17 protein-coding genes and 1 other RNA gene are annotated in these 19835 nt (G+C 34.6%); 12 read left to right on the top strand and 6 right to left on the bottom strand.

From position 1 onward, the window contains the following. Positions 1–245 precede the first annotated feature (245 nt). From ACP7AT_RS13370 to ACP7AT_RS13385, 4 genes are all read right to left on the bottom strand, one after another. Positions 246–1304 carry a nucleoid-associated protein gene (locus ACP7AT_RS13370; RefSeq protein WP_426064858.1) on the bottom strand — a complete coding sequence of 353 codons (1059 nt, stop codon included), beginning with the start codon at positions 1302–1304 and terminating at the stop codon, positions 246–248. An 89-nt stretch (positions 1305–1393) separates the two neighbouring features. Then, positions 1394–1933, bottom strand: coding sequence for an IS1096 element passenger TnpR family protein (locus tag ACP7AT_RS13375; protein ID WP_426064859.1), 540 nt, complete (start codon positions 1931–1933; stop codon positions 1394–1396). Positions 1934–2742: 809 nt separating this feature from the next. Then, complete coding sequence (gene hutI / locus ACP7AT_RS13380) at positions 2743–3981, bottom strand: imidazolonepropionase (RefSeq protein WP_426064861.1); 1239 nt, start codon at positions 3979–3981, stop codon at positions 2743–2745. A 12-nt stretch (positions 3982–3993) separates the two neighbouring features. Next, the gene (locus tag ACP7AT_RS13385; RefSeq protein ID WP_426064862.1) at positions 3994–5067 is read right to left on the bottom strand and encodes a glutaminyl-peptide cyclotransferase; all 1074 of its coding nucleotides are present in this window, start codon (positions 5065–5067) and stop codon (positions 3994–3996) included. An 87-nt stretch (positions 5068–5154) separates the two neighbouring features. Here ACP7AT_RS13385 and ffs point away from each other — a divergent pair. From ffs to fsa, 3 genes are all read left to right on the top strand, one after another. Next, an RNA gene (gene ffs / locus ACP7AT_RS13390) (signal recognition particle sRNA small type) lies at positions 5155–5252 on the top strand. An 81-nt stretch (positions 5253–5333) separates the two neighbouring features. Next, positions 5334–6137 carry an SDR family oxidoreductase gene (locus ACP7AT_RS13395; RefSeq protein ID WP_426064863.1) on the top strand — a complete coding sequence of 268 codons (804 nt, stop codon included), beginning with the start codon at positions 5334–5336 and terminating at the stop codon, positions 6135–6137. Positions 6138–6276: 139 nt separating this feature from the next. After that, positions 6277–6933: a fructose-6-phosphate aldolase gene (gene fsa, locus ACP7AT_RS13400; protein WP_091206595.1), complete on the top strand. Its 657-nt coding sequence runs from the start codon at positions 6277–6279 to the stop codon at positions 6931–6933. 112 nt (positions 6934–7045) lie between these two features. Here the strand turns inward: fsa and ACP7AT_RS13405 are convergent, their stop codons facing one another. Then, the gene (locus ACP7AT_RS13405) at positions 7046–8707 is read right to left on the bottom strand and encodes an MFS transporter (RefSeq protein WP_426064865.1); all 1662 of its coding nucleotides are present in this window, start codon (positions 8705–8707) and stop codon (positions 7046–7048) included. A gap of 350 nt (positions 8708–9057) precedes the next feature. Here ACP7AT_RS13405 and nagB point away from each other — a divergent pair, with 350 nt between their 5' ends. The 3 genes from nagB (at position 9058) to ACP7AT_RS13420 (ending at position 14850) form a co-directional block, all read left to right on the top strand. Continuing rightward, positions 9058–10995 carry a glucosamine-6-phosphate deaminase gene (gene nagB / locus ACP7AT_RS13410; RefSeq protein ID WP_426064867.1) on the top strand — a complete coding sequence of 646 codons (1938 nt, stop codon included), beginning with the start codon at positions 9058–9060 and terminating at the stop codon, positions 10993–10995. Positions 10996–11019: 24 nt separating this feature from the next. Then, positions 11020–13047 (top strand): beta-N-acetylhexosaminidase, encoded by a 2028-nt coding sequence (locus tag ACP7AT_RS13415; protein ID WP_426064869.1) that lies wholly within the window; start codon positions 11020–11022, stop codon positions 13045–13047. Positions 13048–13230: 183 nt separating this feature from the next. Next, the gene (locus ACP7AT_RS13420; protein WP_426064871.1) at positions 13231–14850 is read left to right on the top strand and encodes an ABC-F family ATP-binding cassette domain-containing protein; all 1620 of its coding nucleotides are present in this window, start codon (positions 13231–13233) and stop codon (positions 14848–14850) included. A gap of 94 nt (positions 14851–14944) precedes the next feature. On the opposite strand, the gene ACP7AT_RS13425 is transcribed toward ACP7AT_RS13420, so the two are convergent. After that, positions 14945–15118 (bottom strand): hypothetical protein, encoded by a 174-nt coding sequence (locus ACP7AT_RS13425; protein WP_167547457.1) that lies wholly within the window; start codon positions 15116–15118, stop codon positions 14945–14947. 210 nt (positions 15119–15328) lie between these two features. Between ACP7AT_RS13425 and pyrR the strand changes: the two genes are divergently transcribed. From pyrR to ACP7AT_RS13455, 6 genes are all read left to right on the top strand, one after another. Next, positions 15329–15868 (top strand): bifunctional pyr operon transcriptional regulator/uracil phosphoribosyltransferase PyrR, encoded by a 540-nt coding sequence (gene pyrR, locus ACP7AT_RS13430; protein WP_091206609.1) that lies wholly within the window; start codon positions 15329–15331, stop codon positions 15866–15868. 46 nt (positions 15869–15914) lie between these two features. After that, positions 15915–16841 (top strand): aspartate carbamoyltransferase catalytic subunit, encoded by a 927-nt coding sequence (locus tag ACP7AT_RS13435; protein ID WP_426064872.1) that lies wholly within the window; start codon positions 15915–15917, stop codon positions 16839–16841. Between the two features lie 73 nt (positions 16842–16914). After that, entirely contained in the window at positions 16915–17247 is a 333-nt protein-coding gene (locus tag ACP7AT_RS13440) for a ribonuclease Z (protein ID WP_426064874.1), read from the top strand. A gap of 73 nt (positions 17248–17320) precedes the next feature. After that, positions 17321–18226: a ribonuclease Z gene (locus tag ACP7AT_RS13445; RefSeq protein WP_426064875.1), complete on the top strand. Its 906-nt coding sequence runs from the start codon at positions 17321–17323 to the stop codon at positions 18224–18226. A 99-nt stretch (positions 18227–18325) separates the two neighbouring features. Continuing rightward, positions 18326–18970 carry a pyridoxamine 5'-phosphate oxidase gene (gene pdxH / locus ACP7AT_RS13450; protein ID WP_426064877.1) on the top strand — a complete coding sequence of 215 codons (645 nt, stop codon included), beginning with the start codon at positions 18326–18328 and terminating at the stop codon, positions 18968–18970. A gap of 164 nt (positions 18971–19134) precedes the next feature. Further along, positions 19135–19638 (top strand): CAP domain-containing protein, encoded by a 504-nt coding sequence (locus ACP7AT_RS13455; RefSeq protein WP_426064878.1) that lies wholly within the window; start codon positions 19135–19137, stop codon positions 19636–19638. Positions 19639–19835 lie beyond the last annotated feature (197 nt).

A 19835-nucleotide genomic window follows, 5' to 3' on the forward strand; every position in this document is an offset into this window, starting at 1 on the left:
TTCAAAGATAAACTTTCTTTCTTGCATAGTTATTATAATTTTAATCTCAAAAGACACTACTTGTCTTCCTTTGAAACAATACAATATCTTTATGATATAAATATATCATAAACAGTAGATTACATCTTTGTTGATGAGTAAATGGGCCTACACGATAACTGTAATTCAAAAAAAATCTCCAGCTACTTTCGTAATTGGAGATTAAAATATTTATAGATGTATAACCTGCGCCTGAACACTGATATTTAACTTTTTTCCTCTTTATTAAAATAAACTAAGTAATAGTACATTTGTTTTTCCTCATCCCAACCTTTTTCCACATATTTTTCAGCGCTTTCAGGATTGATGAAATCCATTTTAATTTGGATGTGTGTATCTAAATTTATGACGTTTTTGATTGATTTTCTGGCATCAGAAACTGCTGCATTTGCAATAGGAAAAGAAGTTACATCTTCAATGCTGTATTTTTCGCCTTTGTCAATTTTGTAATTTTTGAACTCAGGAATTAAGTCTGGGTTGTCTAAAACTTCATTTAGGAAATTAGTTTCTTCGAATTGATCATTTTTGGCAAAATAGTTTACCGAACGGTTCATGAACATCACTTCCTCTTTCTTGTCTTCTGCAGGAAAAACGACATCTTTAGCGAAATTCTGACAAAATTTTAAATATTTCTTTGTAATGAAGTTTTCATCTTCAAAAGCATCTACTGATAAGAAATGTTCCAGCCAATATCTGGCATCGTAGCGGTTGCTGTCAACAGTCAGGATCTTATATCCTTCCTCTTTTTTATAATTAAAGATGATACAACCTTTGTCCAGCTTATTCAGACTAACACCTTGCTGCAGAATCATTTCCAAGTGCGTTGCTTTTTCTTCAAACTGCAAAAAGTCAGCTTGAATTTCACTTTTGAAAATTCCAATCGCGTCCACTATATTATTATCAATACTGACGTTTGTCAAATAAGTAACATAAACTTCACCATTCTTGATATGCGGGTGATTGGACTGCTCAAATAAGTGCGTAGTGATTTTTTTAGAAACGTCATGAATAGCACCCGGATTATCAAAAACTTCTGTTGCAAACTTGAACATGTCGTTGTAATCCAAATCAATTTCATGAGCAAATTGAAAATAATTTTCTTCTTTTTCTCTAAAAGGTTTAAAGAAGAATTCTTTCATCAAAGGCACAATCTCATCGTTCAAACTAAAAGGTTGTTCCGATAGAAAAATAGCTTCATTTCTACTTTTATTACCCACTCTGTGTATGGATAAGTTCTCGATGTGCGTATTATATAAGTTGATCATGTTTTATATTTTTTAAGATAAAAGAACCAAGATGAAAGGTAGAAAAAAGATCTTTTATCGTGACTTTTGATTCTTTATCGTCTCGTTTTTTAATTCCAATTCTCCTCAAATCCGTAGTCCTCAAAACTGTCATCGCCTTCAAACATATCCAAATCATCTTGGTCTAAATCATCTTCAAAACCACTGTGGTAATCATCGGCATTATCCGTTTCAAAGTTTTTTTCCATCGCTTCGTCCGGCATTTCTCCGTGAGAAAAAATAGTTTCAGGATATAAATTTCCAATCACCTGATCTTCAATAGCAGCAAGTTCTACAAGGAAAGTCCACATATTGATGAAATCATAAACGTATAAGATTTTAGTGTTTTCCTTATCTAAAATATCTGATAATTGATAATCGCTCATGATTTTTTGCTCGCCTGGAACATCTCCGGTATCAAAAAGTGAAATTTCCTCTTCTTGGTTCCAAGTTTCATCACAAGTATAAAAAGACGCCACTTCCATTCCGTCAAAACCAAAGGAATTGAAAATAGCATTGTGTAAATCTTCTAAAGTATCGTCTTCAAGTATTGTGATGTCTCTAAAAACATCTTCTTCCGCGTCTAGAATCACTCTAAATTTATATACCATAATCTTTGTTTTTATTGAAAGCTCAAAGGTAAAATATAATTTTAGATTTAGATTTCAGATTTTCGATTTGTTGATAAGATTTTTGCGTATCTATTAATAGTCAATAGGACAATAGGAAAGTTTTTTAAGAATCATATTTCGAAGAATGACATGCGTCAGCAAACTGTCAAAATAAGGTTTCGTTTTGAAAAAATAGTCATAAGTTGACAATCAATCTACAAACAAGAATCGTTTAGGTAGTAGTAAATATATGCTATTACGGCCGAAGAAATAATGAAAGATTGGAAATTAAAATTTACCAGAAATTACTCCTCGCTAAAAAAGCGGAAGATTACAGTCTGCTATATTGTATTAAATAGTAAAGTGCTGTCAGATTGTAGAAGAAATTCTCACAATCATAAAAAAACTACTTCGTTTACAAAAAAGTGAATATTTCAAGGCAAAGCAGTGCGCAAATTATGTTTAATGATGTTAGAGATTAGTTTCAAGTTATTTATCATGCAAATAGCCTGCGCAACGAAAGAAGAAATGAATTTAAGGATTTTCTTTTCAGCAAAAGAAATAAATGGCTTGGAATTAAAAATACAATTGTCAGAAGGTAAAACCCAAAATTGAAAATCCATGTTAAATTTCTACTTAAAACGGTGCACATACTTAATTTCTAGGTTGCTTGGGTGTAAATTACACCTATTTGAAAGAAAATAAGATGTAACAACTTTTTGGATTGTTCGTTAACAATTTTACACTATTATCCAAGGCTATATGTTCTTTTGAGATGTGCACAAACAATAGGCTTTTATCCTATTTTTTTATAAAATAATTTCTCCATTTATGATTATGGTATCAATCAGATTACTGCCAAAAGCATACGGTAATTGATAATAGGAATGAATGTGTTTCGTAATAATTAGATTTGCTTTTTTACCTAAGGTGATACTTCCGTGGGTTTCAGAAATTCCCATGGCGTAAGCTCCATTTATCGTGGCAGCATTTATGGCTTCTTCGGGAGTCATTTTCACTTTGATGCATGCAGTTGCCACTACAAAATTCATGTTTCCGGATGGAGTGGAACCAGGGTTGTAATCGCTTGCGAGCGCAATTGGAAGTCCAGCCGTGATCATTTCTCGTGCTGGAGTGTAAGGAATACTCAAAAAATAAGAACAAGAAGGTAATGCAACAGGCATTGTTTCAGTATTTTTCAACGCTTCAATATCTTTCGGCTTCATAATTTCAAGATGATCTACGGAAAGCGCATTGTATTTTACTCCAGCTTGAATTCCGCCAATGGAGTTGAACTGATTGACATGAATCTTTGGCTTTAAGCCAAATTTAATTCCGGCTTCCATAATTTCTCGGGTTTCTTCAACAGTAAAATAACCCGTTTCACAAAAAACGTCTATAAAATCCGCCAGTTTATTTTCAGCAATTTCAGGAAGCATTTTGTTGATGATTAAATCGATATAACCTTGATGGTTTTTTGCGTATTCCGATGGGAAAGCGTGAGCACCCAGAAAAGTTGCTTTTATGGTGATTGGATAATTTTGAGCTAATCGCTGAATCACTCGAAGCATTTTCAATTCACCGTCAACGGTTAATCCGTATCCCGATTTGATTTCAACTGCTCCAGTTCCCAAACGCATGACTTCCTCTAGTCGCACTTTGGATTGTTGGTAAATTTCTTCTTCAGAAGTTTCGTTCAGTTTTTTAGCTGAATTTAGAATTCCACCGCCACGATTGGCGATTTCTTCATAAGTAAAACCAGTGATTCGATCTACAAATTCCTGTTCCCGATTGCCGGCATAAACAATATGAGTATGACTGTCACACCAAGACGGTAAAACCATTTTTCCGTCTGCGTCAATGCACTTTTCTGGATTTACGTTGGGCAAATCCTCCATAAAACCAAAATCAGAAATAACTCCATTTTTAAGTATTAAATAGGCGTTTTTGATTGTTGGTAGAACTGCCATTTCAGCACCTGATACTTTTAAAATTGAAGAATCCCGGACCTGAAGCAACTCTTTAATATTGATGATTAATGTAGTCATGTTACCTGATAATTATTCAGAAACTTTGATTTCAAACATTTTGTCCCAATTTTTCCCGGTTACAAAAATGGTTTTTGTTTTTGGGTTGTAAGCAATTCCGTTTAGAACGTCAGTATCTTCTAATTTTGCAATTTTTGTAGTCAAATCTGCGAGATTAATTATTCCTTCTACGGCTCCATTTTTCGGATTGATGACAGCGATAGCATCTTTTTGGTACACATTTCCATAAATTTTCCCGTCAATCCATTCGAGCTCATTGACTGCTTTTATTTTTGTTTCAAAAGAATAAACGTTTAAGTAACCTACTTCTTTAAATGTGGTCGGGTCAATAATCCAAATTTTTTCGGTTCCATCGGATTGGTATAAATATTTTCCGTCATTGGTCAATCCCCAACCTTCTATGGGCTTGAAATAGCTAAACGTTTTTTCTTTTTTGAAAGTATCAGCGTTGTAAACGTACCCTTCATTATTTTGCCAAGTCAGTTGGTATACTTTGTTGTTTAAAATCGTAATTCCTTCACCAAAATAGTTGTCAGCTAATTCGACTTTCTTGTAAACTTCTCCCGTTCTATAATTTGTTTTTCTTAAGCTGGAAATCCCTTTTTTTCCGGATGGACCTGAACCGTTTCCTGTTCCTTCATACAGCGTATCTCGGTAAAATTCTAATCCTTGCGTGTATGCTTGAATATCGTGCGGATACGTATTTAGGATGGTGTATTTTAATAATTTTGGCTGAATATTAGAAACTAATTCTACTCTTGTAGTAGCTTCTGCGTTTTGCCCTTCGTAAAAAACTAAAGCTTTTAGGTTTTGATAACCCAATTTTTGCTCTTTCAATTGAAAAGTTAATTTGTCAACTCCTTTTTTTGAACCAATTTTTTTGTCATTTACATAATAGACAACGCTATCTATAGTTTTGCTATTAGAATTCAGAATTTCCAAAGAAAGAGCTTCCTGTGGTTTATATTGTTCTTTAAATTTGGAATTATCAAAGGAAAATAAAGTATTCGCACCTTTTTTTGTTTCGTTGCAACTTGTTAAAGTGATTCCTAATAAAATGATAGATAGGAAGTTATAATTTTTCATAGTTTTAATTTTGGATACCCCAATATACAACGTTATTTTTAATGATTAAAGCTCTTGTAAAAATATAAAAAGATTGTATATTTGCACCGGCAAGTCCTACACGACCAGCTCCTGCAGACTCCCCCAGGATGGGAACATAGCAAGGGTACGTGGTTGAGCGGTGCGATGTAGGTCGCTTGCCATTTTTTTTATTTATTACAAAAGTAGTCTTCCTTCGGGAGGATTTTTTTATTTTTGGACCTTTCGTACACCAAACATCAACAATCATGAAAAAAGTAGTTTTAATTACAGGAGCTTCTTCGGGAATAGGAAAATCTATTGGCGAATTTTTGCACCATAAAGGTTTTGTTGTGTATGGAACCAGCAGAAATCCGGAACGAATTTTAAATTCGGTTTTTCCTTTAGTGGCTTTGGATGTACGGGATGCGGATTCGATTCATGCGGCTGTTGCCAAAGTTATTGAGACCTCCGGAAGATTGGATGTTGTTATTAACAATGCTGGAGTTGGGATTACGGGACCATTAGAAGAAATTCCGATGCATGAAATTAAGAATAATTTTGAGACTAATCTTTTTGGCCCAATTGAAGTGATGAAAGCAGTGTTGCCACAAATGCGAGTGCAAAAATCAGGATTAATTATCAATGTGACTTCCATTGCGGGTTATATGGGTTTGCCGTATCGAAGTGTTTATTCCGCTTCAAAAGGAGCATTAGAACTCATTACAGAAGCGATGCGTATGGAAGTGAAGTCTTTTGGTGTTCGTATTACCAATGTGGCTCCGGGTGATTTTGCGACAAATATTGCGTCGGGACGTTTTCATGCTCCGGTTCTAAAAGGTTCGGCTTACGAAACTCCATACGGAAATACATTGAAAACAATGGATGAACATGTGGACAGCGGCAGTAATCCTAATGAAATGGCCGAAGCGGTATATCAAATAATCCAAACTCCGGAACCTAAAATTCATTATAAAGTGGGTGTTTTTATGCAAAAGTTTTCGATTGTTTTGAAACGAATACTTCCTGATAAAGTATATGAAAAAATGTTGATGAACCATTATAAGTTGTAATTTTGCACGAAATTTGTGAGCGTGAGGGATTGCAGTGAAAATCCTTTTATTTTTTCTTTAAAAATAAAAGATTGAAGCGGAAAGCCCGACCCTTGGGTCACGCCCAAAGAATTAGAAACACACAATTAAATTAGATAATATGAAATTTTTTATTGACACGGCTAATTTAGCTCAGATTAAGGAAGCACAGGCGTTGGGCGTTTTGGATGGTGTTACAACTAATCCAACATTAATGGCAAAAGAAGGAATCACAGGAAAAAACAACATTTTGAAACATTATGTTGACATTTGTAATCTTGTTGATGGTGATGTTAGTGCCGAAGTAAATGCTTTGGATTACGACGGAATGATAAAAGAAGGTGAAGAGTTGGCGGATTTACACGAGCAAATCGTGGTAAAATTGCCGATGACTAAAGAGGGAGTGATGGCGGCTAAATACTTTTCGGAGAAAGGTATAAAAACAAATGTAACTTTAGTATTCTCGGCTGGTCAGGCTTTATTGGCTGCTAAAGCGGGAGCTACTTATGTTTCTCCGTTTATTGGTCGTTTAGATGATATTTCTACAGACGGTTTGGCTTTAATTGAAGAAATAAGATTAATTTATGATAACTACGGTTACGAAACTCAGATTCTTGCAGCTTCAGTACGTCACACGATGCACATTGTAAACTGTGCGAAAATTGGTGCTGATGTGATCACCGGACCACTTTCTGCCATTTACGGCTTATTAAAACACCCATTGACTGATATCGGATTGGCGCAATTTGTGGCCGATTTTGAGAAAGGAAATAAATAGATTTAAGATTGAGATCACCGATTGTTGATTTCGGTATAAATAAAAACTCCCATTATGCTTAGCAAAATGGGAGTTTTTTTGTTGGTTTGGTTTTGATTAGTTTATGTTGAAATTAGTGTGCTCCACCAACTTCTATTTCTTTTCCGATTCCTTGTTTTTCTAGAATTCCAATTACTTTCCATCCGTAGAATGCTATGAATGCAAAACATAAAACTGGAATAAAGTAAGAAGCATGAATTCCGATGATATCCGCTAGTTTTCCTTGTAACGGTGGGATAATTCCACCACCCAGAATCATCATTACCAAGAAGGCAGAACCTTGAGACGTGTATTTTCCTAATCCGGCGATTGCCAATGAGAATATAGAAGGCCACATAATACTTAAGAATAATCCACCGCTCATAAAAGCAAAAATAGCTATTGTTCCAGTAGTGAATAAACCAATAAGCATGGCTGTCATTCCCATTAAACCAAAAATCATTAAGGTCCTAGACGGTTGGTCTTTTCCTAAAAAGAAACCAGCGATTTGAAATAAAATTACAAATGCATAAGCATATAAAGGCGTTACATCTTGTCCGGAAATAGCATTAGCAGCTAATACCACTCCAAAAGCTACATAAGGAACTACGATCAGTAAAATTTTCTTTAATTGTGATGATGGGTTGAAAACCGTAATGGCTCCTGCCCAACGTCCGATCATTAAACTTCCCCAGTACATAGACATGTAAGGTGCTAAAGCTGGTCCAGAAATAGAACCAAAATCAGCGGTGACCAATAATTCACCAAGGTTACTCCCTATAGTTACTTCGACACCTACGTAAGCGAAAAGGGCTAACATTCCCAAAACTAATTGTGGGTATTTCATGGCTCCCCATCCTTCAGGATTTTTTTGAGCCGTGGTATTTGCAAAGAATAATCCAATAACAACCACTAAAAGTGTGGAAACTGTTAAGGCTAATCCTAAGTAATCTTTCTCTTTATTCTCAATAAAACGAGTAATAAATTCAGGTTCTTCATAACGGGAAAAGATGTACGCAAATATAGCGACCAAAATTACAGTGATGGCAATTTGGGTTTTCATTGCTTTGTTCGCGGTTTCAAAAGTAGAATCACTTTTTCCAGCCGGTAACTTTTTAGAAAAATGGAATAAAGCCGCTGCCAATAAAAACAGCCCTCCAACAAATACATACAGGATTCTCATTGAATCCAATGAATCTGGTTTTTTAGCATATTCTTCAATATTTACACCAGCAATAACGCCAAATAAGGCGATAGAAACCACTATCGGTCCTATTGTGGTGCCCAATGAATTAATTCCTCCGGCAAGATTCAGCCTGCTTGATGCTGAATGTGGTTCACCCAGTGAAGCGGCAAACGGCTGTGCCGATGTTTGTTGTAATGAAAAACCAAGTGCTACAATGAATAATGCACCAAGAATAAACAAATAACTTCCTTGTGTTACCGCTAAAATCATAAGCAGAGCTCCAAAAGTACTTATCAATAATCCGTAAATAATTCCTTTTTTGAATCCCCAACCGTTTAGAATATCTTTTTTGGCGATGCTGCTAAAAATAAAAAGCAATAATGCACCGATGTAATAAGCACCATAAAAAGCAAAATCGATAAGTTGACTTTGAAATTGATCTAAGCCAAATTTAGCTTTGCAAAATGGAATGAAAATCCCGTTTGATGCTCCAATAAAACCCCAAAAGAAAAATACGGTTATAAGCGTGTAAAGCGCGGAATTGTTAGACTTTGTTTGTTCTGAATTCATAAGTATAAATTGGTTAGTGATGATTGTAAAATACTTTTATAACTGTAAGACCGTAAATATATTTGTTAAGTAAATTAAAAAAAAATAATTTAGACTAAATATTGTTATAATTATTGAATAACCATTTTTTGTTGAATTTGCCTGCTTTTTTTTCAAACATTTTGCTATTTCTAAAACAAGTAGAAATAAGAAATGCGGTTTGATATTTTCTAAATTGGTAAAAACGGGCTATGATTTCCGTGATTCAATAAATTTTGGGATCCAAAAGTAATTATTTAATTGTAGGGTGTTGATTTTTCTCTGCTCTTTTAAAAAAACCTATCTTTATAAATCAGTATAAAAAACGCAATATGAAAAGTGATCTAGAAAGAAAAACGGATATCAGTTATGAAAGTGCCGGAAAATTTGAGGAAACACGATTTGAAAAAATTCATAATAAAATTTTCAAAAACGCTTCGGAAGCATCTTTAATAGTTGCTCACGAAATTGCTCAATTGATTAAATCCAAACAAACCGAAAACAAAGCTTGTATTCTTGGTTTGGCAACTGGTTCTTCTCCGATTAAGGTATATGAAGAATTGGTTCGAATGCATCAAGAAGACGGCCTTAGTTTTAGCAATGTAGTCGCTTTTAATTTGGATGAGTATTATCCCATGAAGAAAGAGAACCACCATAGTTATCATCACTTCATGCACGAGCATTTGTTCAATCACATTGATATTAAACCGGAAAATATAAATATTCCTGATGGAACAGTGCAAGCTGATGCGCTCAAACAATATTGTATCGATTATGAAAATAAAATAAAAATTGCTGGTGGCCTTGATTTTCAATTGCTGGGAATTGGTCGTACAGGTCACGTAGGTTTTAATGAACCGGGTTCTCACATCAATTCCGGAACCCGAATAATTACTTTGGATTACATTACAAGAGTCGATGCTTCTTCTGATTTTAATGGAATCGAAAGTGTACCAAAAAGAGCACTTACCATGGGTGTTTCAACAATTCTTAAATCCAAAAGAATTGTTTTGATGGCTTGGGGCCAAAATAAAGCTGAGATAATAAAGAGAACTATTCAGGGCGATAGCAGTCCTGATATTCCGGCAACCTTCTTGCAAAATCATGACAATACCACTTTTGTTTTAGATCAATCGGCAGCTTCGGAACTAACCCGGTTCAAAACACCATGGCTCGTTCAAGATTGCAATTGGACATTGGAACTAAAATGTAAAGCGATTGTTTGGCTGTGTTTAAAGACAAATCGCTCCATACTAAAATTGACCGACAGGGATTATAACAATAACGGCATGTCTGATTTGCTGGCTTTAGAAGGTTCTGCATACGATTTGAATATTAATATGTTCAATGTATTGCAACACACCATAACGGGATGGCCGGGAGGAAAGCCCAATACGGATGACTCCAATAGACCTGAAAGAGCAAATCCCGCAAAGAAGCGAATTATCCTTTTTAGTCCGCATCCGGATGATGATGTGATTTCCATGGGAGGAACTTTTTCTAAATTGATACGACAAGGACATGATATTCATGTCGTTTATCAAACCTCAGGTAATATTGCGGTTACAGATGAGGAAGCTCTGAAATTTGCGGAAGTTTGTAATGATTTTGTTGACAATGAAGCGACAAAAATTGATTTTCATTCGGTTATTGATTTTTTGAATAATAAATCAGAAAATCAAATGGATTCCCCAGAAGTTAGAAAGCTAAAAGGACTTATCAGACGCAGAGAATCGTACGCAGCAGTGCGGTACATTGGATTGAATGAATCGAATATCCATTTTCTGGATATGCCTTTTTATGAGACGGGGCTAATAAAGAAAAACCCAATCCATGCGGAAGATATCGCTATTATAAAAGCGATTATAGAAAAAATAAAACCGCATCAGGTTTTTGCGGCCGGTGATCTTGCGGATCCGCACGGAACGCATGAAGTTTGCCTTAACGCTATTTTTGCGGCAATGGCCGATTTGAAACCACAACCGTTTATGAATGATTGTTGGCTATGGTTATACCGCGGCGCATGGCATGAGTGGGGAATACATGAAATAGACATGGCCGTTCCGTTAAGTCCGGAGGAAGTAATGTTAAAACGACACGCTATTTTGTACCATCAATCGCAAAAAGACCGCGTGATGTTTCAAGGTAATGATTCCAGAGAATTTTGGGTGCGTGCCGAAGACCGCAATAAACATACTGCAAAATTGTATGATGATTTAGGATTGGCAGAGTATGAAGCCATCGAAGCTTTTAAACGTTTTGACTATTAAGAATATATTGAAGACCTGCAAACTATGAAATACTTTTTAATCCTATTATTTGTAACTTTTGTTTCGAATGCTCAAATCACCACCGAGCAATTAAACCTAATGCCTTGGCCACAAAATATAAAGTTGACCACTGGCACTTTTGCTTTAAGCAAAAATTTTAAAGTGAATATTACCGGGAATCCTAATCCCAGAATTTTTATAGGCGCAACCAACTTTGTACGACGATTGGATGGCAGAACGGGATTGTTTCTGGAGCAAAGTTTTTTGACAAAAGTTAACGAAAGTCCGGAAGCGGAATTGCAAATAAATTGTGTTCGCAACGGAAAAATAGAAATAAATGAAGATGAAAGTTACGAATTGAAAATTTCTTCTAATCAAATAACCATTAATGCTACTAGCGATTTAGGGGCTTTGCATGGTTTGGAGACGTTATTACAATTGCTTCAAAATAATAGTACATCATATTACTTTCCGGTTGTTGAAATCTCGGATTCGCCGCGTTTTACCTGGAGAGGCTTGATGATTGATGCGGCCCGACATTTTCAACCGGTAGATGTTATCAAAAGAAATCTGGACGCTATGGCTTCGATGAAAATGAATGTTTTTCATTGGCATTTGGCGGATGATCAAGGTTGGAGAATTGAATTGAAAAATCATCCTAAATTGACAGAATTAGCTTCAGATGGAAATTTTTACACTCAGGAAGAAATCAAAAATATTGTAAAATATGCTGATGAAAGAGGGATTCTGGTTATTCCTGAAATAGATGTTCCGGGACACGCATCGGCGTTGCTGACTGCTTATCCGGAAATAGGAAGTAAAGTAGGCGAGGGGGAAATTACGTATGAAGTGCAAAGAAATTCAGGAATTTTTAATGCGACTTTAGACCCTACAAATCCAAAAACATACGAAGTTATAAGTTCGATTTTTGACGAAGTGTGTACATTATTTCCGAGTAGTTATTTTCATATTGGCGGTGACGAAAATAATGGAAAAGAATGGAATGCAAATCCTGCTATTCAGCAATTTAAGAAAGATAATAATTTAGTCAACAACCATGATTTGCAAACTTATTTTAATATGAAGTTGATTCCAATCTTGAAAGAATACAACAAAAAATTAATGGGTTGGGAAGAAATAATGACTGAAAACATGTCAAAAGACGCCATAATTCATGCTTGGCGAGGAACTAATGAAGGTCAAGAAGCCGGCGGAGCATTGATCAAAGCCGCAAAGAGCGGTTACAATACTGTGTTGTCCAATGGGTATTATATTGATTTGATGCTTGGTTTAGAAAGTCATTATTTGAATGATCCCATACCCAAAAAGATTATTCTTAGTCCAGAGGAAAAAGCAAGGGTTTTAGGAGGAGAAGCCGCAATGTGGAGCGAACTCGTAACGCCATTAAATATAGATTCCAGAATTTGGCCACGAACCGCCGCGATAGCCGAGCGATTATGGTCTGATGAATCCGTTACAAATATGAACAGCTTACGCAAAAGGTTGAAAACAATTTCTTTTAGATTAGAAGAACTCGGAATTACGCACATTAGAAACAAAGAAGTGATTTTAAGAAACATCAGCAACAATCAAGATACGCGTGCATTGAATGATTTTTCGAATCTTTGTGAACCACTGAAAAATTACAAACGCAATGGTGGCGGAAAGAAATACCGCATGCATTCTCCACTAACCTTATTTGCGGATGCTTGTAATGCTGATGCTTCGGAAGCACTAGATTTTAATGCTGCTGTAAAAAATTATTTATCGGATAAAAGCAAGGAGAATAAAGGGATTGTAACTGACTTTTTTAAGAAATGGATTACCTTAAATTCCGATTTAATTGCTTTAGGTGCAAATGCACCGCTTGTGCAACCGCTATTGCCTTTGTCTAAAAGTTTGAGTGATGTATCGGAACAGTTGTTGCTTTTAATAGATAAAAAACAGAAAGTTAGTCAAACGGTATTGGAAGATTTATTAGAAAAATGCAATACCAGAAGTCTTGCTGATGTAGAATTAGCAGTTTACGGCAGTTTGAAAAAGTTGCTGTAAACAAGAAAATGTAATATTGTTTTTACCAAATAAGAATTTTGAAATCCTGACAACTGTGTCAGGATTTTTTTTAAACTATTATTCTAATCCATAAATTAAAACCGTTAAAAATCGATTTTTTGGGAATTCAGTAAATCAGTATTTTTTTCGTATTTTTGCAAAAATTTTATAAAATAAATATTCATGTTAACAGTAAATAATTTATCAGTTCAGTTTGGCAAACGAATTTTGTTTGACGAAGTAAATACTACCTTCACTCACGGTAATATCTACGGAGTTATCGGAGCCAATGGTGCTGGAAAATCTACTTTTCTTAAAATAATTGCCGGTGAAATGGATCCAACTTCGGGACATATTCATTTGGAACCAGGAAAACGTATGTCGGTTTTAAACCAAAACCACAATATGTTTGACGAAAGCACCGTATTGGAGACCGTTATGATGGGAAACAAAACCCTTTATGCGATTAAAAAAGAGATGGATACTTTGTATTTAGATTACAATGATTCAAATGCGGACAGGATAGGCGAGTTACAGGTGCAATTTGAAGAGATGAATGGATGGAATGCTGATTCCGATGCGGCATCGATGTTATCAAATCTTGGAATTTCAGAGGAATATCATTATACTTTAATGGGAGATCTTGAGGGAAAAATTAAAGTTCGTGTCCTTTTGGCACAAGCGCTTTTTGGAAATCCGGATTTACTTATTATGGATGAACCTACCAATGATCTGGATTTTGAAACCATTGCTTGGTTAGAGAATTTCTTAGCTAACTATGAAAATACCGTAATTGTCGTTTCTCACGACAGACACTTTTTGGATTCCGTTTGTACGCATATTTCTGATATCGATTTCAGTAAAATAAATCATTATTCCGGAAACTATACATTCTGGTATGAATCAAGTCAATTAGCAGCAAAACAACGCGCGCAACAAAACAAAAAAGCAGAAGAAAAGAAGCAGGAATTAGAAGAATTTATTCGTCGTTTTAGTGCGAATGTAGCCAAATCAAAACAAGCTACTTCGCGTAAAAAAATGATTAGTAAATTGAATATTTCCGAGATAAAACCATCAAGTCGTCGTTATCCGGCTATTATTTTTGACCAAGAGCGTGAAGCAGGAGATCAAATTTTGAATGTGCAGAATTTAAGCGCTTCGATTGAAGGAGATGTTTTGTTTAAAGGCGTAGATTTGAATATGGCCAAAGGTGATAAAATCGTTCTTTTCTCCAAAGATTCACGTGCTACAACAGCTTTCTATGAAATTTTGAACGGAAATAAAAAAGCGGATTCCGGAACTTATGACTGGGGAGTTACAACAAACCAGGCGTATTTGCCAGTAGAAAATCATTCATTTTTTGAGAGTGATTACACGCTTGTAGACTGGTTGCGTCAATGGGTAAAAACGGAAGAAGAACGTGATGAGGTAAATATTCGTAGTTTCCTTGGAAAAATGATTTTCTCTGGTGAAGAAGCGCTGAAAACCTGTAGAGTATTATCCGGAGGAGAAAAAGTGCGTTGCATGTTGTCTCGAATGATGATGGAAAGAGCTAATGTTTTAATGTTGGACGAACCTACCAATCATTTGGACCTAGAGTCGATTACGGCTTTTAATAATTCCTTGAAAAACTTTAAGGGATCTGTAATTTTCACCACTCATGATCATGAATTTTCTCAAACGGTTGCCAATAGAGTAATTGAATTAACACCTAATGGAGCGATTGACCGTTACATGACTTTTGATGATTACCTTGATGATGAAAAAGTTCAGGAATTGAGAGCTAAAATGTATGTAGTGTAAAGAGTAATTTATATTTAAGACTAAAAATATCCCGCAATTGCGGGATATTTTTATTAAAAGAAGTTTTTGATTTTCGAGTTTAATTAAACGATCATTATTTCTTACCGAAAATTTTACTAATGATAAAAATGATAATAGCGATAACGACAACAACTATAAATATACCAACACCTACTCCAGCTTTGAATATCCCCTCTATTATTGAACAACTTGAAAATGATATTAATACTATAAAAAGCATCAATAATCTGGTGAGTCTTTTTTGCATGATTTTATGTTTTTTATGTTAAATGTTAAAAAGTAAAATTAGGGTATCACTGCGGGTCTCTGTTATAGAATTTTTATTGATTGTTGTAAAATTATTTAATATGAATATACTGTTTTTATAGAATTATTGGAATTAGCATTTTCTCTCTTTTTAATTATAAAATCATAAATTGGAATTTGTATATTTGTCCAACCAAACAATAAAATTACTATGAGTCAAAAAGTATTACTTACTGCAAAAGAAGTTACTATCATATTACATCGTTTGGCCTGTCAATTAATCGAAAAACACTTAGATTTTTCAGATACAATATTAGTTGGAATTCAACCAAGAGGTGTTTTTTTGGCGGAGCGTTTAAAAGAAATTTTAGAAAAAGAATATCAAACTCCTGAAATTCAGTTGGGTTATCTGGATATTACTTTTTTCAGGGATGATTTTAGAAGAACCGAAAAGCCATTAGAAGCCAATAAAACCAAAATTAATTTTATCGTCGAAAATAAAAAAGTCATTTTCATAGATGATGTTTTGTTCACTGGACGAAGCATTCGATCTGCGTTGACTGCTATTCAATCTTTTGGCCGACCATCGGAAATTGAACTTTTGGTTTTGATAGACAGACGTTTCAGTCGCAATTTACCCATTCAACCGGATTATAGAGGAAGACAGGTTGATGCGATAAATAATGAAAAAGTTAAAGTGAGCTGGAAAGAAAATGAAGGTGAAGATGGGGTGTATTTAATTACAAGTTAGATTAAAAACAAACGCTAACTATTAAAAACTATAATCGTAAACAAAAATGAAAGAATTAAGCGTAAATCATTTATTAGGCATAAAATACATCAACAAGAATGATATTGACCTGATTTTTGAAACTGCCGATCATTTTAAAGAAGTCATCAATCGACCCATTAAGAAAGTGCCTTCGTTACGAGATATTACCATCGCCAATATTTTCTTCGAAAACAGTACCAGAACAAAACTCTCTTTTGAATTAGCGCAAAAACGTTTATCAGCAGATGTTATTAGCTTTTCGGCAGCGCAATCATCTGTCAAAAAAGGAGAAACATTAATAGATACCGTAAATAATATCCTTTCGATGAAAGTAGACATGGTAGTGATGCGACACGCTAATCCCGGGGCCGCTTATTTCTTGTCCAAAAACGTAAAAGCCAGTATCGTAAATGCGGGAGATGGCGCACATGAACATCCTACACAAGCATTATTAGACAGCTATTCCATTCGGGAAAAACTAGGTGAAGTAGCCGGAAAAAAAGTAGTTATTGTAGGCGATGTTTTGCATTCCAGAGTTGCATTGTCCAATATTTATGCTTTGCAAATGCAAGGGGCTGAGGTGAAAGTTTGCGGGCCTAAAACGCTTATTCCAAGATATATTGAATCACTTGGCGTTACCGTGGAACCTAATTTACGAAAAGCATTAGAATGGTGTGATGTTGCGAATATGTTGCGCGTCCAAAATGAGCGTATGGATGTCAATTATTTCCCATCCACAAGGGAATATGCGCAGCAATATGGAGTTGATAAACCGCTTTTGGATTCTCTTAATAAAGAAATTATAATCATGCATCCTGGACCTATTAACCGTGGTGTTGAAATTACAAGTGAAGTGGCTGATTCAAACCAATCCGTGATTTTAAACCAAGTAGAAAATGGTGTGGCAATAAGAATGGCAGTTATTTATCTTTTGGCTTCAAAAATTCAATAAATAAACATAATACTTTGTAAATTAGCTATTTATAAACTACTCTGCCTTTAAGCAGTCTCTGAAATTTAATATAATGAAAGTAGATCAAAAAGGACATACGATAACAATTAGAGATACTCAGGGCGATTTTACTTCTTTTTTAATGAAGGTTACCCACCAATATAAAACATTCGAAAAACACAACATAATAATTGATCTTTTGCTGCATAAAGATTTGTCATCGAATGATATTAAGTTATTTCTGCCGTTATCAAAACAACATAAAAAAGCTAAAAAGTCATTTGTTATCGTCACTTCAGATTTTGATTACAACGCTGTACCTTCTAAATTAACAGTTGTACCTTCACTATTAGAAGCGCATGACATCATAGAAATGGAAGAGATTGAAAGAGATTTAGGTTTTTAAATTGGTTTATTCGGTTATGTTTAACCGTTTAATTGATTTAAGAAAAATAAGAAATAACCGAATAAGCAAAAACTTGAAACTAACAATCCTTGGTTGCTATGCCGCAACACCCCGAACGTTTACCAATCCTACTTCTCAGATTTTAGAAATAAAAAACAGACTTTTTCTGATTGATTGCGGGGAAGGAACGCAAGTACAATTGCGGAAGAATAAAATCCGATTTTCTAAAATAAACCATATTTTTATTTCCCATTTGCATGGGGACCACTTTTTTGGATTAGTGGGTTTAGTATCAACATTTACTTTGCTGAACCGAACTACGGATTTGCATATTTATGGTCCAAAGGGCATCAAAGAAATTATCAAGCTGCAATTGCGATTGTCTAATTCCTGGACCAATTACGGTTTATTTTTTCATGAATTGGAATCTCTTGAAAGCGAGATTATTTTTGAAGACGACAAGGTTTTGGTGAAAACCATTCCATTGAAACATCGCGTGTACACCAACGGTTTTTTGTTCCAAGAAAAAATAGGTGATCGAAAACTAAACTTGGATGCCGTTCAAAATTATGAAATAGAAAGTTGTTATTACCAAAAAATAAAAAACGGAAAAGATATCACGTTAGAAGACGGAAGAATTATAGCAAACGACAACTTAACATTTGATCCTATTCCGGCAAAGAATTACGCTTTTTGTTCGGATACAGTTTATAATGAAGCAATAATTCCAATTATAGAAAATATAGATGTACTGTACCATGAATCTACTTTCCTGCAATCTGAGGAAAATCTGGCCAAAAAAACATTACATTCTACAGCAAAGGAAGCGGCAACCATTGCTTTGAAAGCAAATGCCAAACAATTAATTTTAGGACATTATTCTACTCGATATGAAAGTATCCAATTGTTTAAAGAAGAAGCCGAAACTATTTTTCCTGAAGTGCTCTTAGGCGATGATGGAAAAAGCTTCGAGTTTTAAATACAGAAATTAATTTAGATTGTAAAAATTGCCAATAGGATTTTTTATTTTAATTGAATTGAATCATCAAATGATCTAACATTTTTAAAAAACAAAATTATGAATGACTTAAGTAATTACAGAAAATCATACGAGAAGAGTGAATTGTTAGAATCCAATATTCCGGAGGATCCAATTAACTTGTTTAATCGCTGGTTTCATGAAGTAGAAGATCTTGGTGGCGACAGCGAAGTAAATGCGATGACAGTGGCAACAATTGGATTAGATGGCTTTCCGAAGTCCCGAGTTGTCTTATTGAAAAAGTTTAATGAAGAAGGTTTTATTTTTTATACCAATTATAATTCAGAAAAGGGTAAGGCTATTGCTGAAAATCATAACGTTTGCCTGTCTTTTTTTTGGCATACCATGGAGCGTCAGGTTATCATAAAAGGAATAGCAAAAAGGACATCGGAAATAAATTCTGACAGTTATTTTGAATCCAGACCAAACGGAAGTAAATTGGGAGCAATTGTATCTACTCAAAGTGAAGTAGTTCCGTCCAGAGAATATTTAGAGGAAAACCTGAAGCAGTTAGAAAAAGATTTTGAGAGTGTCGTAATTCCGAGACCCAAACACTGGGGCGGATTTTTAGTAACTCCTTTAGAAGTAGAGTTTTGGCAAGGGAGACCCAATCGATTACATGACAGAATTCGTTATACAAGTCAACAAGATTATTCTTGGAAAATTGACCGTTTGGCTCCATAGTGTAAGAAATATACACATTTAATTATTTTTATAATGTAGTTCATCGATTTTTTTTGGTATTTAAACGGTAAAATGCTTACGTTTGAGTAAGAAACAAAAAACATAGTATTATATATTAAAGTTGTTTGCCCCACAATCTACTTTAAACCTAACCTGCTAAAATTATGAAGCTAAAATTACTTCGTGCATTATTGCTCGCTACTGTAATATGTACTATGAATTCCTGTTCTTCAGAAGATTCCGAAGTTGAAGCTACTACTGTAAGTCTCCAAAAAGTAGCTAATTACTCGTACAACTCTATTGAATTGAAGACAATGGAATTAATCAATGCACACAGAGTTAGCAAAGGTTTAAATCCTTTGCAAAATATTAATCACATGTCGTACAAATCTGAAGAACATAGTAATTATATGATTGCTAATAATGTTGTAAACCACAATGGTTTTTCAGCCCGATCAGAGAATATAATGCAAACCTTGGGTGCCACGTCTGTGAGTGAAAATATAGCATACAATTACAACACGCCGGAAGCCGTTTTAAATGCATGGTTAGCCAGTCCTGGTCACAAAGAAAATATTGAAGGTAATTTTACACATTTTGGAATCGCTATTAAAGAGAATCCCGCAACTGGTAAAAAGTATTACACAAATATTTTTGCAAAAATATAAGTTGAGTTTTTTATAATTAAAAGGCTGTCTTATCCCCAAAAGACAGTCTTTTATATTTTAAAATATCTCACATATTTAACCTTATTTGAAATATTTAAAAAATTGTATTTGTATTTTTTTTTAAGTCCAATGAATTCTTTTTCATTGGACTTTTTTAATATTGTTATTTATGTCAAAGATTAACCAAATATGCTCTT

Origin of the sequence: Flavobacterium sp. DSP2-3-1, from assembly GCF_049896865.1 — a bacterium.
Lineage (GTDB): Bacteria > Bacteroidota > Bacteroidia > Flavobacteriales > Flavobacteriaceae > Flavobacterium.

Coding starts and splice junctions, on each gene's coding strand:
- ACP7AT_RS13375 (WP_426064859.1), bottom strand. CDS start 1,933: ATGGTATATAAATTTAGAGTGATTCTAGACGCGGAAGAAGATGTTTTT.
- ACP7AT_RS13435 (WP_426064872.1), top strand. CDS start 15,915: ATGAAAGAATTAAGCGTAAATCATTTATTAGGCATAAAATACATCAAC.
- pdxH (WP_426064877.1), top strand. CDS start 18,326: ATGAATGACTTAAGTAATTACAGAAAATCATACGAGAAGAGTGAATTG.
- pyrR (WP_091206609.1), top strand. CDS start 15,329: ATGAGTCAAAAAGTATTACTTACTGCAAAAGAAGTTACTATCATATTA.
- ACP7AT_RS13370 (WP_426064858.1), bottom strand. CDS start 1,304: ATGATCAACTTATATAATACGCACATCGAGAACTTATCCATACACAGA.
- hutI (WP_426064861.1), bottom strand. CDS start 3,981: ATGACTACATTAATCATCAATATTAAAGAGTTGCTTCAGGTCCGGGAT.
- ACP7AT_RS13395 (WP_426064863.1), top strand. CDS start 5,334: ATGAAAAAAGTAGTTTTAATTACAGGAGCTTCTTCGGGAATAGGAAAA.
- ACP7AT_RS13455 (WP_426064878.1), top strand. CDS start 19,135: ATGAAGCTAAAATTACTTCGTGCATTATTGCTCGCTACTGTAATATGT.
- ACP7AT_RS13440 (WP_426064874.1), top strand. CDS start 16,915: ATGAAAGTAGATCAAAAAGGACATACGATAACAATTAGAGATACTCAG.
- ACP7AT_RS13385 (WP_426064862.1), bottom strand. CDS start 5,067: ATGAAAAATTATAACTTCCTATCTATCATTTTATTAGGAATCACTTTA.
- fsa (WP_091206595.1), top strand. CDS start 6,277: ATGAAATTTTTTATTGACACGGCTAATTTAGCTCAGATTAAGGAAGCA.
- ACP7AT_RS13420 (WP_426064871.1), top strand. CDS start 13,231: ATGTTAACAGTAAATAATTTATCAGTTCAGTTTGGCAAACGAATTTTG.
- ACP7AT_RS13415 (WP_426064869.1), top strand. CDS start 11,020: ATGAAATACTTTTTAATCCTATTATTTGTAACTTTTGTTTCGAATGCT.
- ACP7AT_RS13405 (WP_426064865.1), bottom strand. CDS start 8,707: ATGAATTCAGAACAAACAAAGTCTAACAATTCCGCGCTTTACACGCTT.
- nagB (WP_426064867.1), top strand. CDS start 9,058: ATGAAAAGTGATCTAGAAAGAAAAACGGATATCAGTTATGAAAGTGCC.
- ACP7AT_RS13425 (WP_167547457.1), bottom strand. CDS start 15,118: ATGCAAAAAAGACTCACCAGATTATTGATGCTTTTTATAGTATTAATA.